General features: G+C 48.9%; 13 protein-coding genes. 6 read left to right on the top strand and 7 right to left on the bottom strand.

Annotated elements, in window-relative coordinates:
* Positions 1-38: 38 nt before the first annotated feature.
* The 4 genes from ACJJIN_RS07000 to ACJJIN_RS06985 all read right to left on the bottom strand — a co-directional run bounded on the left by ACJJIN_RS07000 (position 39) and on the right by ACJJIN_RS06985 (position 4,572).
* Positions 39-1,271 (bottom strand): TackOD1 domain-containing metal-binding protein, encoded by a 1,233-nt coding sequence (locus ACJJIN_RS07000; protein ID WP_413662142.1) that lies wholly within the window; start codon positions 1,269-1,271, stop codon positions 39-41.
* A 304-nt stretch (positions 1,272-1,575) separates the two neighbouring features.
* Positions 1,576-2,601, bottom strand: coding sequence for an HlyD family secretion protein (locus ACJJIN_RS06995; protein ID WP_413662141.1), 1,026 nt, complete (start codon positions 2,599-2,601; stop codon positions 1,576-1,578).
* Positions 2,602-2,606: 5 nt separating this feature from the next.
* The gene (locus ACJJIN_RS06990; protein ID WP_444894014.1) at positions 2,607-3,872 is read right to left on the bottom strand and encodes a glycosyltransferase family 2 protein; all 1,266 of its coding nucleotides are present in this window, start codon (positions 3,870-3,872) and stop codon (positions 2,607-2,609) included.
* Positions 3,873-4,320: 448 nt separating this feature from the next.
* Positions 4,321-4,572 (bottom strand): hypothetical protein, encoded by a 252-nt coding sequence (locus tag ACJJIN_RS06985; RefSeq protein WP_444894013.1) that lies wholly within the window; start codon positions 4,570-4,572, stop codon positions 4,321-4,323.
* A 171-nt stretch (positions 4,573-4,743) separates the two neighbouring features.
* Between ACJJIN_RS06985 and norR the strand changes: the two genes are divergently transcribed.
* From norR to ACJJIN_RS06970, 3 genes are all read left to right on the top strand, one after another.
* On the top strand, positions 4,744-6,315 hold the full coding sequence (gene norR / locus ACJJIN_RS06980) for a nitric oxide reductase transcriptional regulator NorR (protein WP_444897469.1): 1,572 nt from the start codon (positions 4,744-4,746) through the stop codon (positions 6,313-6,315).
* 23 nt (positions 6,316-6,338) lie between these two features.
* Entirely contained in the window at positions 6,339-6,620 is a 282-nt protein-coding gene (locus tag ACJJIN_RS06975; RefSeq protein WP_444897468.1) for a hypothetical protein, read from the top strand.
* A 345-nt stretch (positions 6,621-6,965) separates the two neighbouring features.
* Positions 6,966-7,676: a hypothetical protein gene (locus tag ACJJIN_RS06970; RefSeq protein ID WP_444897467.1), complete on the top strand. Its 711-nt coding sequence runs from the start codon at positions 6,966-6,968 to the stop codon at positions 7,674-7,676.
* Between the two features lie 15 nt (positions 7,677-7,691).
* Here the strand turns inward: ACJJIN_RS06970 and ACJJIN_RS06965 are convergent, their stop codons facing one another.
* A complete protein-coding gene (locus ACJJIN_RS06965; RefSeq protein WP_444897466.1) occupies positions 7,692-9,878 on the bottom strand; it encodes a heavy metal translocating P-type ATPase in 2,187 nt (728 codons plus the stop codon).
* A 77-nt stretch (positions 9,879-9,955) separates the two neighbouring features.
* On the opposite strand from ACJJIN_RS06965, the gene cadR reads away from it, so the two are divergent.
* From cadR to ACJJIN_RS06950, 3 genes are all read left to right on the top strand, one after another.
* Complete coding sequence (gene cadR, locus ACJJIN_RS06960) at positions 9,956-10,390, top strand: Cd(II)/Pb(II)-responsive transcriptional regulator (RefSeq protein ID WP_444897465.1); 435 nt, start codon at positions 9,956-9,958, stop codon at positions 10,388-10,390.
* Between the two features lie 21 nt (positions 10,391-10,411).
* Complete coding sequence (locus tag ACJJIN_RS06955) at positions 10,412-11,248, top strand: metallophosphoesterase (RefSeq protein WP_444897464.1); 837 nt, start codon at positions 10,412-10,414, stop codon at positions 11,246-11,248.
* A gap of 104 nt (positions 11,249-11,352) precedes the next feature.
* Positions 11,353-11,757 carry an acyl-CoA thioesterase gene (locus tag ACJJIN_RS06950; protein ID WP_444897463.1) on the top strand — a complete coding sequence of 135 codons (405 nt, stop codon included), beginning with the start codon at positions 11,353-11,355 and terminating at the stop codon, positions 11,755-11,757.
* Between the two features lie 39 nt (positions 11,758-11,796).
* On the opposite strand, the gene ACJJIN_RS06945 is transcribed toward ACJJIN_RS06950, so the two are convergent.
* A complete protein-coding gene (locus ACJJIN_RS06945; protein WP_444897462.1) occupies positions 11,797-12,234 on the bottom strand; it encodes a cupin domain-containing protein in 438 nt (145 codons plus the stop codon).
* Between the two features lie 11 nt (positions 12,235-12,245).
* Complete coding sequence (locus ACJJIN_RS06940) at positions 12,246-13,421, bottom strand: thiolase family protein (RefSeq protein ID WP_444897461.1); 1,176 nt, start codon at positions 13,419-13,421, stop codon at positions 12,246-12,248.
* Positions 13,422-13,643: the final 222 nt, after the last annotated feature.

The raw sequence follows: 13,643 nt of genomic DNA, 5'->3' as shown, positions 1-13,643 counted from the left end.
GGTAAGGTAGTTGTAACAGGGAGGCGTTCGACTTTCTTTTAAACAAGCTCCTCGGGCCCAAGTACTTTAAAGTAGGGGCCAATATCCAGCCTTATGGAGGACATGGCAATCTTGATCATTTCTCTGCGATCTTCGAGTATGTCCTCCTTAGCTATTCCATGTAGAACCATATAATCTTCATATTTCCCGGTAATAAAGTCCTCTTTCCGTATACCTTCGTAAGCTCTACATAAAACTCCATGAAGGTTCTCTATGAATTGGCGGCGGCTCTGCATTGTTTGTCGGGGCCCATGCTCGACTTCGAGTTCATGAGCATGTTCATAGTTGATATTCACCAAGCAAAAATTTGTTTTGTTCTCTTTCCAGGCTCTTGCCGCCTGGTTGAGTTCTACGATCAGGGTGAAGGGTAGGTCAGCGAACATAGGGTTATGGTCAGTAAAATCGAGAAATGCATAGCCAGCTCTTAGGTAGCTACTGGCGCGTTCCGTAATGTCGTAGCTGTGAATGTCCCCGGTGCGTATGGATTCGCTGTCGGTATCTTTCTGGCAGTTGAGGCACAAAAAACCTATCTCCACTTCTGAGCTGGCATGGCCGCAAGCATTGCAAATAAGTAGTGTGCCGGGTTTGTCGTAGTCACTGCCGAAGTGTAAAAGCTCCTTTCGACATTTGGGGCAAATTAGGTCTTCACCTTCCCTGAAGTCAGCTTCGCGTCCCAGGTAGGCGCAGCTGAAATGGTGCAGATAGAAGTCTTCGGTAAGGTTAGAGGATCTGCATACCGCGCACTCTTCACGGACATTAAACTGGGAACCTCCACAGCCGTTACAGATATGGCGTCGATCGAAAAACTTGCCCTGTAGAAATCCTGATTCGATCAGTTTTTCACATTCCGTCACAACCGTCGGGCTATCGAGGATAATATTAAAATCAACAGTAGCTTTGGAGTTGGGGCTATAGTGCGGCGAGAGACTTACGCCAGATACAAATAATCGCGCTAGTATTTTGTCGCTATCTTTCTGAGTGGTGTGGAAATCCAGGTGGACTTGCGCGCGCCGATAGTGAAAGTCGTCAATAACCTGGCTCACAACGGGCATATCCTGCGCACTAAGCTTTGAGCAATCCAGATCTGCCTTCTCGCCGACTGTTCCAGTGAGATCAATAACCGGGAGTAGATACAAGCCACCACGCATATGCCATATATGCGTCAGGTCATCTACTGATGCTGGCTCCTCAATTAAAATAGCGTCTTTGGATTCACCGGTATGCGATGTCACCTTAGAGTCGCCGGGCCAGCGAAAAAAGCTATATTCGTCACTTAAAAAGGAGATGCTGATTCCTCCACACCTATATAACAGCTGGCGTTTGAAAGATTAACTGAGTGTTTTAGCTTATTTCATGCCAGTTATGCGTAACTGTGTAGCCTGTAGTGTATATGGCGTCCCTTTAACTGAATAGATTGTTGAGTATTTAAGAAAAGATAGGTGAAAAATTGGCAATAGGCAGGGATAGGTGCCCTACGTCCCTGGCGGGAATTAGGAATAATTGTATGACATAGAAGGTAGTCGTCATCTGGGGAAGTTAATTAATAAATTTATCAATAATGACATCAATCCAGTCAATCTTTAGGGTTATGGTAACTTTCTCGTTCACCGGAAATTTTGATGGGTCAAGTAAGACTATTTTCGCTAACTGATTACGCGATGTGGGCTTGAATGTATTTTGGAACTCCTGGGGTAGTGCGGCTGAGAGGGGGATCATTTCTACAAGTACCCCTTTGTCTTTAAAGCGTCCACCAGTAACCAATACCTCCATTCCAGGCTTGATCACGAATTGATATTGATTGGGTAGATAGGCTAGGACATAGGCTTCCCCGGTGTAGATAGACATAAGGGGCTCCCCAGCATCATAGACATTGCCGACATGGGGGACTGAAGCCCCAACTAGACCAGAAGTGGGGCTTTGAATAATACCGTTATTGTAATGCTCCTCCAGTTTTCTTAGCGCTTGTTCGGAGCGATAAATTGCCTCATCAACAGATCTACGTTTTCCTTCCAGGGTGGCGCTTTCAACTTGTAATTTTACCAGGGTCTCACTGGCCTCGAAGTTATCTTTCAATACATCTTGGTAACCGACTTCGCTGACTACTCCTCTATTTGCAAGTTTATTGATTCTATCTACGATTCGGCCAATTTGTACTTTACGCTCCTTGGCGGGAGTAAGTAGTTTTTTTGCAGTCTCTGCCAATAAAGTGAATTCAGCAGAAATCTGTATTAGGTTAGCTTGGCGGGTGGAGAGATCGGCTATTCGCTCCAGTAGCTCCATTGATTCAATCCTTAAGAGTAGCTCGCCCTCTCGAACAGCTTGCCCTTCATCTACGGCAACCTCTACCACTTTTACCAAGTAGCCCATTTCAATAACGCTTTGATCGCGTAGTACCAACCCATCGCTTCGTAGTAAAAACCAGTCGCCCCATATATATCGGATAACACCAATGCCAAATAAGATTAACAAAGCCAGATATATTCGTCGGCTGGCAGATCCCCGGGTTTTTCGCTGCTCGCTTTCGAAGCTATCTGGGCGTAGTCGTTTTCGCAGAGCCTTCATTCAAGCTACTCACGAACACGGTGTACTTTTAAAGGGGCGAAAGAATCTTTATAGGATGTTCTAAAGATCCATTCCTGAACATAAGCATACAGTCTTACGACTCGCATAAAGTTTACATAAAAGATGCTATAGGCAGGAATATAGGGCCAAAGGGGAAGTGACTTGACTTTTGGGGTTGCGTAAGAAGCTAAAGCAAAGGTAATTGTATCGAGTGCAATTAATACAACCTGGGCTCCCGCTAAAATAAACCAGGCATTTTCGCCATAACGCACGAATAGCCAGATTAAATAGACGGGTAAAGCTATTGCGGCAATAACATTGAAAACCAGGAATTCATATTGGTGAAAAAACTCTTTTAGCTGCATTCCTTGGCGGAACGGATTAATAAAATGCAGGTACTTGCGGTAACGAAGACGAATAGCATCCCGTTCCCACCTAAAGCGCTGGCGCATTAGAACGGTGATGCTGGTGGGAACATCGGTATAACAAATAGCCTCAGGTGCAAATTCCACTTTCCAACCGTAATCCCGCAAACGAAAGGTGATATCTAAGTCTTCTCCTCCGCCGGCATCAAAGCCGCCAATTTGATTCATTGCGGATACCCTAAAAGCACTGAAGGCACCGGAGGCACAACACATTTGGTCGAGCATCGCTAGAGAGTGTCGCCCCAAGCAAATACTGATTACATATTCAATGGCCTGGAATGAGCTGAGTATATTTTCTGTGGAGTTTCGGACAATTACATTACCTGAAACCACGCCAACCCTGGGATCTGCAAAGCCTTGCATCACGTATTTCATAGCGTGGCGATCGAAGGTGCAATCGCAATCAATTGAGGCGATAAAGTCGCCAGTTGAAAATCTCTGTCCTAAGTTGAGGGCTGAGGCCTTGCCTCCACGCAGTTCTGTTGCATGAGCGCCATCCAAGCGGCCCTTGTTTTGCAGGTAATGAATATCGTCTCGGGTTTTATCTGTGGAGCCATCGCTGATTGCAATTACTTCATAGGGGATATAGCTCTGTTCCTGTAAGCGCTCGCCACACTTTTCAATAGAGTTTTCTTCGTTGTGACCGGCGATGACTGCAGTGAGTCTGCCCAAGGATTCAATGTCCTCCTCGTACTCTGGTTTTGTGGCGAAAAAGAATACCGAGGTAAAAAACGACATTAAATATCTAGGGAATTCCAATACCACCACGATCCAAAACATCGTAAAGAGGGTGGCGTAGCTCTGAGTGGCAAAGAAAGTAATTCCATCATCGATCATTTCCCACATTTAGGTCTGCTCCTGAATAGGCGAATACAGGCCCCGGCTATTGCTGTTACCTATCTGTGATGTGGTAGTGATCTTATTTGGAGAACAGCGAGTGTCTTGCGGCACTTCGCTTGGGTGGACTAAGGGGCAAGCATGGAAGGTTGGTCTTACGCTTGGCTTCCATTCACTGGTAAGGGCTATCAGCTCACTGCTTGTATAGGCTAAGCCCAATTTTGATACCCCCTGACTTTGGCCCTTTATGCTATAGAGCCTGTAAAAGAGACCTTGGCTCAACCAGAGGGGCAGCCATAAGTCTCCCTAGAAGGAAATGCTATCTCTGAGACTGTCAGTATAGTCCACGGTGGTTTGAGGTGTCGGGCAATGCAGAGCCCCAGAGCCAGCAGAGGCTCTGGGTTGATTTATTCGCTGCTAATAGGAAGGGGGGAATTCGGAGGCGGCGGTTCAGCCTTTATCGAACCTCAAGGTCCAGATTGTATTGAGCAACCACGCGACCTATGTAGCCCAGTTTTAGAAACGTCGCACTAATCACCATAAAGATATGTCCGGCGACCTGCGCGGGAATTGAAAACAGGTGAGATAGGGGATAGCAAATAACAATCGTAAGAATAAGCAGGGGAACTGACAGAAGCAGCGTAAAGTTACCGGCTTTTAGTAGTAGCTTGAAACGCTCACGCAGTAAGGGGTTTTCCGTATTCAGCATATCGGCCTCAGGTTCAAACGGCGTCAATCTATCTTTAGCAACTGCTATGCCAAATATAAATACCAATAAAAACAACGGGTTACGGCTTATTCTTGGTGTTTAAGTGTCATATTGACCTTTATGGTTGCTGTGTCATAATGACTCTAAAAGGTCTTTTGGACTGACTTGGCTATGGTAGATACCAACGCAACCTTGCTGCTCGAAGTGGCTCTGGACCTGGCTAACAGCCTTAATAACAGCGATCGTTTTGAGCGTCTGCTCTCTACTACCCGCAAGGCGATCAAATGCGATGCTGTTGCCTTGCTTGGGCTCAATGGCGATACACTCACCCCCCTCGCAGTCCAAGGGCTTGCCCGACGGACCCTGGGGCGGCGATTCCTGATTGATGAGCATCCACGGCTGGCGCAAATCTGCGCTTCTGAACACCCAGTTCGCTTCCCTTCTGACTGTCAGCTACCAGATCCCTTCGATGGTCTGCTGTTGGATAGGGAAGGGGATCTTCCCGTGCACTCTTGTATGGGCTTGCCTCTCTATTCAGATAACCGCCTGATTGGTCTGGTGACAGTGGATAGCATGACAGCAGATGCCTATGCCCGAATCAGTGATCGAACCCTTGAACTGATAGCCGCGCTGTCTGCGGCCACTTTACGCACAGCTTTAGAGCTAAAGGCCCTGTCACACTCCGCTGAGCATGCTGAGCAATTGGTGAAAGACCTAACCCAGCAGGCACTGGAGCGGGATGGAGGTGAATTAATTGGTGAGAGCGCGGAAATGCAGTCCCTGCGCAGTGAGATAGAGCTGGTGGCTGGGTCGGACTACAACGTGCTGATTCTCGGTGAAACGGGGGTGGGGAAAGAGCTGGTGGCCCGTACCGTCCACAGGTTGTCGACTCGCAAGGAGAAGCCCTTAGTCTATTTGAACTGCGCTTCCCTGACTGAAACCCTGGCGGAAGCTGAACTTTTTGGCCATTCAAAAGGGGCCTTCACCGGCGCAGATCGCGAGAGGCCCGGTAAATTTTTACTGGCGAACGGCGGCACTATTTTCCTGGATGAGGTTGGCGAGTTACCGCTTGTGGTGCAGAGCAAATTGTTGCGTGTATTGCAAAGTGGTGAGATTCAGCCGGTAGGTAAGGACACGGTGCAGCATGTAGATGTTCGTATTGTAGCGGCGACTAATAGGGATTTACGCAAGGGGATTGAAAACGGTACTTTCCGAGCTGATCTCTACCACCGCCTCTCTGTATATCCCCTTGAAGTCCCACCGCTATGCCGGAGGGGTAATGATGTCCTGCTGTTGGCAGACTACTTCTTGGAGCGCTCCCGCAGGAAGCTGGGTTTTCGTCAGTTGCGTCTCAGTACAGAGGCCACCAATAAGCTACAGCGATACGCTTGGCCGGGTAATGTTCGTGAGTTGGAACATATTATCAGCCGCGCAGCCCTTAGGGCCCGCAAAGGTAGCTCTCCAGAAGCTATTGTTGCCATTACTGCAGTACAAATTGAAATTCCCGATGACCTGGTTATTCTGAAGCCTCCGCAGAAACCGGTAGAGTCGCTGTCTGGGGCTATTGATTTGAGGGTGGAAACGGAAAACTATCAGCGCGAACTCATTGGGCGTGCTCTGGCTGAGACCGATGGGAACTGGAGTAAAGCGGCCAAATTACTATCCGTAGACCGAGGGAACCTGGTGCGTCTCGCTAAAAGATTGGGTGTTTACATCAAGAAAGAGGTAGTTCGAAGTAAGTAACCTATATGAAGCAAGGAGTTGCAATGTTGATTAGCGATAAAGGATTACGGTTTTCGCTGGTTGTAGGGGTAATTTCCCTGACTATCGGCTTACTGGCATTTGCGTATAACTGGAAAATTATTGGTGGGGGATGGCCGTATTTCGGTACATTTTTATTTCCAGGCAATCTTGTACTGTCATTCTTCTCTGAAGAAATAGATTTCTGGCCAAAGTTTGCGCTGCAGATGAGTGGCCAGTTTCTAGTTCCTTTTTTGGTTGCACGCGGTATTATCAAATTCAAAGATTGGTTGAGGTCACAGCTTTAGGTTTGTGATTTTGCTCGTTGCACTTCTTTCGTTAGGGTAAGCAATGAACGCGGCGCTAAAAAAATTCCACTTCTATTTCTAATCTTTATCTCCATTTTTTGGGGATTATACTATAGCTCTAACGGCCCCCTAAATGATTACGGTCGCGCTAATTACGAGTGGTTGCTACTGATAGATGGCCTTATTATTTTACCTATTCTGTGTTTAATTTGTTCCGAAAATAAGCGGGACGCACTGCTAAAAATACTGGTCTTTGGAAGCCTGGTAGTATTGGTTGGAAGTTACATTATCCCTAATCAAAGTAAAGTCCTTTGGCCATACCTGGAGATGGGGAGATACTTGCTATTGGCAGGCTTGGTTATAGTTGAAGTGACGGCTATAGCTACAATGTGTTCGGCAATTAGGGCGGCAACTATCAACCATGACGATCCTGATATCGCAATACGCTCGTCAGTGGAGAAATATACCGGTGGGGGAGTGTTAGCACAAATATTGGAGTTCGAGGCCCGTGTTTGGATGTTCACGTTCCTTGGTCATCGCATTGACCCAAGCCAATATCATGGGAGTAAGCATTTTAGTTATCATTTGAAGGCTGGAGCAAAAACTACTGCTCTCGGATTCATTTTTATTATTTTATTCAAACTGCCAATAGTACATCTCCTTTTACACTTTATTTGGTCGCCAATGGCAGCAAATATTATCAGCTTTTTAACTCTGTTTGGGCTTCTATTTTTGGTTGCCGAATATAGGTCAATGGGGCGTAGACCAATATCTCTTAATAATGACTACCTCATAGTAAGGTTTGGCCTCTTTAATCAGAAGAATATTTGTCTAAGTGATATCCATTCTATTACCCAAAGCTCTGGTTACGTTCCAAGGTCGAAAGCTGTAAAACGATTTAACTTTTCCGGTAATCCAAATATTCTTATCGAACTAAACAGGCAAGTTGGGCAGGTAAGACGGATTTATATTGGAGTTGATCAGCCGGCGGAATTAATCAGTGCTGTGATCAATGCTAAGAATAACTTAGAGGTGCCGCTCTCCAGCACTGACTAACTTGAGTAGGATTGATTATTTTCTCATCACTCGGAGCCCATTAAAGACTACTAACAAACTGGTCCCCATATCGGCAAAAACAGCCATCCACATGGTTGCCTCTCCGGCAAAAGCAAGCACCAGAAAAACCGCTTTAATACCCAGCGCCAAGATAATGTTCTGCCAAAGAATATGGGCCGTTGAACGAGATAGTTGGATAAAGGTGGCGATCTTGCCCAGATTGTCGTCCATCAGGGCCACATCAGCGGTTTCTATCGCTGTGTCGGTTCCCGTTGCTCCCATCGCAAACCCTATATCAGCACGTGCCAAGGCGGGGGCATCGTTAATGCCATCGCCAACCATGCCAACCTGGCCTTTTCCAGATAGAGCCTCCACCTCTCTGAGCTTGTCTTCCGGCAGTAGGTTGCCTTCAGCCCGATCGATGCCGACTTGTTTAGCAATCGCATCTGCAGTGTGCTGGTTGTCCCCGGAAAGCATCAGTGTTTTCACGCCCAGCTTGTGAAGGCTCTCAATGGCGTGTTGGCTCGATTCCTTCACGGTATCGGCGACAGCAAATATCGCCAGTACGGAGTTCTCCCGGGTCAGCATCACAACAGTTTTCCCTTCTTCCTCAAGGGTTCCCAATTGGCGCTCCAGCTCGGCGGAGCAAATGCCCAATTCTTCAATAAGCCGGTGGTTACCCAGGTAGCACTGATCTCCCTGAAGTCTGCCCCTGACGCCGCGCCCGGCCAGGGCTTCAAAACTATCCACTTCTTGTAGGCGTTCGTGAGGAATCTGAGCAAACTCAAGTACGGCCCTGGATACCGGATGATCGGAACGTTCGGCTAGGCTCGCCGCCAGGGTTTGTACCTCTTCCGCGGGCATTGGCGCTAACACTTTAAAATCCGTGACGGTTGGCAGGCCGTGGGTGATGGTTCCAGTTTTATCCAATGCCAACCAGCGAAGGTGGCGCCCCAGCTCAAGGTAGGCCCCGCCTTTAACAAGGATTCCGTGGCGGGTGGCCGATGCCAAGCCGCTTACGATGGTGACAGGAGTTGCAATCACCAGTGCGCAGGGGCAGGCGATTACCAGTAACACGAGTGCGCGATAGATCCATTCCATCCAGCTGCCGGCAAAAAGCAGCGGCGGTATTACCGCAGTAGCCAGTGCCACTGCAAATACCAGGGGCGTATACCAGCGGGCGAATTGGTCGACAAAGCGCTGGGTTGGTGCGCGACTACCTTGTGCGGCTTCCACCGCATGAATAATTCGGGCGAGCAGGTTATCGTTGGCTGCTGCTGTAGATTGGTATTCGAGTGCCCCGGATTCGTTGATACTGCCGGCGAAAAGTTCATCTCCAGGACCTTTGTCTACCGGAAGGCTCTCCCCGGTAATTGGGGCCTGGTTTACTGCTGAATTGCCGCGTATTACCTCCCCATCTAGAGCGATACGTTCGCCGGGGCGCACCCGGATGGTTGTGCCAACCGGAACAGTCTTGGCTGACATGGAAACCCACTCGCCATCTGGCCCCTGTACAGTGGCGGTTTCCGGGGCCAGGTCCATTAACTCCCGAATCGCATTGCGGGCACGATCCAGGGATTTGGCTTCAATTAATTCTGCCAGGGTGAATAGCACCATGACCATTGCCGCCTCGGGCCAGTGACCGATAAGCAGGGCGCCGGTGACCGCGATGGACATCAGCGCGTTCATATTCAGGTTGCGATTGCTGAGCGCGATCCAGCCCTTTTTGTAGGTCGTGAGTCCGCCGCCAGCGATAGCGGCCAGGGTCAGTATCATCACCAGCCAATTGTTCCCCCCCTGTAACCAGAATACGACCTCGGAGGCAATCGCCGCCAAACCGGCAGCGCCCAATAACCACCAGTTTGCATGGGTGGTAGGTGGCGCGGAATCGATGTCATCTTCCGTGGCCAGGCGTGCGTCCAGGTCAAGAGGGGTCAGAGTGTTGAGGATCTTGCTCTCCATACCGGGCGCGTGGCGCACCTGTAGGATTCGCTGCACCAGGTTAAAGTCCAGCTGGTAAATTCCCTGCATGCCAGAGAGCTTGGCGCGTATCAACCCTTCTTCAGTGGGGCAGTCCATCTTGCTGATGGAGAACAGGGACAGGTCACCTTTGTCGCTGTTGTTATTGGTGTTTTGAATCGGCGTCATGGTTGCGGCTTGGGTTGCCTCGCTGCAGCCACAGCTGGAATCGCGCTTGACCATTATTCACTCTCGGATAGATCAGTCAGTGAGCCAGTATTACAATCCCTCTAGTAACTATAGAGTCAAGAGGGAGTGGCATGGCTTACAAAATTGGTGAAGCTGCCAGGAGAGTGGGCTGCAAAGTGGAAACGGTTCGTTACTACGAGCAGGCAGGGCTACTGCCAGAGCCCGCTCGCTCAGAGGGTAATTTCCGGCTCTATTCAGAGTCTCACCTGGAACAACTGCGTTTTATTCGCCACTGTCGTTCTCTGGATATCCCCCTCGAGGATATTCGCAACCTGTTGAGATTAAAAGAGGCTCCATCGCAAAGCTGCACTGATATTGATAGCGTGGTTGATGATCAAATTCAAAGAGTCGAAAAACAACTGGAATCGCTCAAGCAGTTGCGAAAAAGCTTGGTAGATTTACGCAATCGATGTGAGGGTGGCCAGGCAATTAATGCCTGTGACATTATGCGGGAGCTGACAGATTGTAGCTGTCATGGCCATCCGGCAAATAATAATGAGTGTTAGTCGTAAATTTTGGGCCTTGTTTTGAGTAAGTGGCGTATAACTTTTATCGTATTATTTTGTATTGGTTTGTTGTTAGCCGTATGGGCATTTATCGTTGAGCCAGCAAGTTTCCGAATTAATGAAGATGATATTGTCGTAGATACCTGGCCAAAGGAATGTAACGGGCTAAGGGTCGCGATACTTGCTGACCTGCATGTAGGTTCCCCTTACAAGGGGCGGAAGAGCCTACAAAACCTTGTTGAGGCTGTTAATAAAAGCCAACCCGACCTTATTCTCCTACCCGGTGACTTTGTTATTCAGGGGGTTGTTGGAGGTAAATTCGTTCCGCCGGAGGATGCAGCGGGAATTCTTAAAGAACTCAAGGCCCCGATGGGGGTGTTTGCCGTATTGGGAAATCATGATTGGTGGCTTGATGCAGCGCGAGTTGAGCAGTCCCTTGCAAGCCAGGGGATTTCAGTGCTAGAGGATAAGTCAGTAAGTCTGGTTAGTAGCGAATGTAAATTACGACTAGTGGGAATCAGTGATTTTTGGGAGGGGCCTCACGATGTTAAAAAAGCAATGCAGTGGATAGATGAAGGTGAGACGATATTGGCCTTCACTCATAATCCGGATATTTTCCCCGAACTGCCTGCGGAGCTGTCATTAACTATCGCCGGGCATACTCACGGGGGCCAGGTTTACTTGCCGTTTATTGGGCGGCCCATAGTACCTTCAAGTTACGGGCAGCGTTTTGCTATTGGGCATATTGTTGAAGGTGATAAACACCTCTATGTAAGCCCTGGGGTAGGGACCAGTATTTTGCCAGTACGTTTCCTGGTGCCACCAGAAGTAACTGTATTATCCATATTTGGTCCTTGAGGTTTGATCTCTCAATGATGGATTTGGGTAGGTGGTTTGGTAGGAATGGAGCGGGGACCTTCACATATAATTCCAGCCCAGATAAGAAATAACGGGTTGATACGATGATAACCGTCAAACGAAAAGTACTGTTCGGGGATTGTGATCCCGAGGGAATCGTATACACCCCAAGGTTCTCATCGTTTGCACTTGAGGCAACCCATGATGCAATGGCTGTTCTGCTTGAAGGGCCTGCTATCGCCAGAATGAAACAACTGGGTTTTCTTACACCTGTAAGAGCTTTTAACCTGGAATTTCTATCCCCTGTAACCTGGGATCAAGAATTAAATATCCATGTTTCTGTTGCGGATATTGGTAATCACTCTTTTACGTTTCAAACGAAAGGCTTTTTGGATAATGGGATACTAGCGTTCACCGCTAATATTACCTATGTCACTCTGTCATCCCCTGAAAAGGAGAAGACCCCATTGCCTGGCTATCTTAGAGAAGCCCTGCTGCGCGTCAGTTAGCTGCTAATTCATCGGCAAGTTATTAGAGTAGGGTGCTTCCTAATTATCTTTTTGAAAGACCGTTGTCGGAATTCCCTTAGCACCAGCGTAAAAAATGATGAGTGTCGCAGGCTTGTCGCCTTCATTGCGCCCAAAATGCCACATATCGGTGACTTCAACGTAGGCTTTCCCCTCATCCAAAGTTAGGCTTTTATCCTGGTCAACGAGGGTAACTTTTAAAGTGCCTTCGGCAACATAGACGCTATTAGGTACGGGGTGTTTGTGCACTGGTAGCCGTGCGCCGGGCTCGATTGTCACACGCACCACAGAGAGCTCTGGCTGCCCCTCTGGATATTGGGGTAGGGTATCTCCGGCCCAATCCTTGGTCGATTCTACCAGTGTGTCAAATTTTACCCCCTGCATATTTTCCTGTAGATAACCCGCCAAGGGGAGCAGTAGCAGTAATACTAGGGCAGCTATAGGCTTCCAGGTGCTCATGGGGCGACTCCTTATCGCTCTAAGTAAGCAGCCGTCGCCATTCCGCCGGCAGTGCAGACACCAATAATTGCCCGATGGGCGTCGCGCCGGCCCAGCTCTAACAGGGTTGAACCCAGGTAGCGGATGCCCGACATACCGTAGGGGTGGCCGAGCGCAATAGCTCCGCCATTAACATTGGTAATGTCCCAAGGGGTTTTGAGTTCAGCTTGGTTGTATAGGGTGGTTACGGCAAAAGCCTCATGTAGCTCCCAAAGGTCAATCATATCCTGGGTGAGTTGGTGGCGCTTCATAAGGCGACTGACCGCTGGCGCTACCGCAATACTCATCTCTTTTGGCGCTACCGCTCCCAGCTGCATACCGCGAAACAGCCCCAGAATAGGCAGGTTTCTCTGCGCTGCCAGTTCAGCATCCATCATGACGACCGCTGCGGCCCCATCGGATAACTGGGACGCATTACCGGGAGTTATCGTCCCCCCTGTGTTTACGGGCTCCAGCGCAGACAGGGCTTCCATGGTTGTGCCGGGGCGGGGGCCTTCATCTTCTGACAAGGTGACTTTCAGACGATTGGTTTCGCCACTCTCCTTATCTTTCACTGCCATTACCGTATCAAACGGCGTGATTTCCTCGGCAAACTTTCCGGCCTTTTGAGCTTCGGCAACACGCTTTTGTGATTCAACCACATAGCGATCCTGGTCTTCGCGACTGATGTTGTATTGATCGGCGACATAGTCGGCCGTTTGGATCATGGTCCACCAAACTGCCGGCACTTTCTTTTGCAAGGGCTCATAGACAAAATGGTTCAGGTTCAAGTTGAACTGCACCAGGCTGATACTCTCGACGCCACCGGCCACCCCAATTTGCATTTCGCCTGTGGCAATACGGTTGGCCACAATAGAAGCCGCGTTAAGGCCAGAGCCGCAGTAGCGATTTATAGTAAACCCCGGCACTTGAGACCCAAAGCCGGCAAATAGTGCCGCGTTGCGCGCGACATTGTGTCCGGTAGCTCCCTCGGGTAAGCCGCACCCCAGCACAACGTCTTCCACTTCCTGTGGCGTTAAACCCGCCTTATAAACCACCTCCCTCAGGACATGGGCAGCCATAGAAATACCGTGAGTTTCATTCAGCGCACCCCGCCTGGCTTTGGCAATGGCAGTTCGGCAATAGGCAACAACAGCGACATCTCTCATGGGTGTAGCTCACACGATCGGGGAGGGGATGTGTTTACATTAGATCAGATAGAGGGGCTTGCAGGAGGGAGGTGAGTTTGGAGTTGCTTTCAAGCGTAACCGCTCCAACGGGAGGGGTTGTTTTGGGCTAGATTCTCCTCAATTTTGGCAGCTAACACGTTGAGGGAGTCTGTAGTACCCATGATAATCTGCCATTCACAAAATAATGGTATGGCATCACAG

Source organism: Microbulbifer maximicatervae (SeqCode) (assembly GCF_052467505.1).
This window is presented reverse-complemented; position numbering and strand designations above follow the sequence as displayed.

Excerpts from the sequence above, each read along its gene's own strand:
- ACJJIN_RS06975 (WP_444897468.1), top strand. The coding sequence starts at position 6,339 with ATGTTGATTAGCGATAAAGGATTACGGTTTTCGCTGGTTGTAGGGGTA.
- norR (WP_444897469.1), top strand. The coding sequence starts at position 4,744 with ATGGTAGATACCAACGCAACCTTGCTGCTCGAAGTGGCTCTGGACCTG.
- ACJJIN_RS06965 (WP_444897466.1), bottom strand. The coding sequence starts at position 9,878 with ATGGTCAAGCGCGATTCCAGCTGTGGCTGCAGCGAGGCAACCCAAGCC.
- ACJJIN_RS06940 (WP_444897461.1), bottom strand. The coding sequence starts at position 13,421 with ATGAGAGATGTCGCTGTTGTTGCCTATTGCCGAACTGCCATTGCCAAA.
- ACJJIN_RS06945 (WP_444897462.1), bottom strand. The coding sequence starts at position 12,234 with ATGAGCACCTGGAAGCCTATAGCTGCCCTAGTATTACTGCTACTGCTC.
- ACJJIN_RS06990 (WP_444894014.1), bottom strand. The coding sequence starts at position 3,872 with ATGTGGGAAATGATCGATGATGGAATTACTTTCTTTGCCACTCAGAGC.
- ACJJIN_RS06985 (WP_444894013.1), bottom strand. The coding sequence starts at position 4,572 with ATGCTGAATACGGAAAACCCCTTACTGCGTGAGCGTTTCAAGCTACTA.
- ACJJIN_RS06995 (WP_413662141.1), bottom strand. The coding sequence starts at position 2,601 with ATGAAGGCTCTGCGAAAACGACTACGCCCAGATAGCTTCGAAAGCGAG.
- cadR (WP_444897465.1), top strand. The coding sequence starts at position 9,956 with ATGGCTTACAAAATTGGTGAAGCTGCCAGGAGAGTGGGCTGCAAAGTG.
- ACJJIN_RS06950 (WP_444897463.1), top strand. The coding sequence starts at position 11,353 with ATGATAACCGTCAAACGAAAAGTACTGTTCGGGGATTGTGATCCCGAG.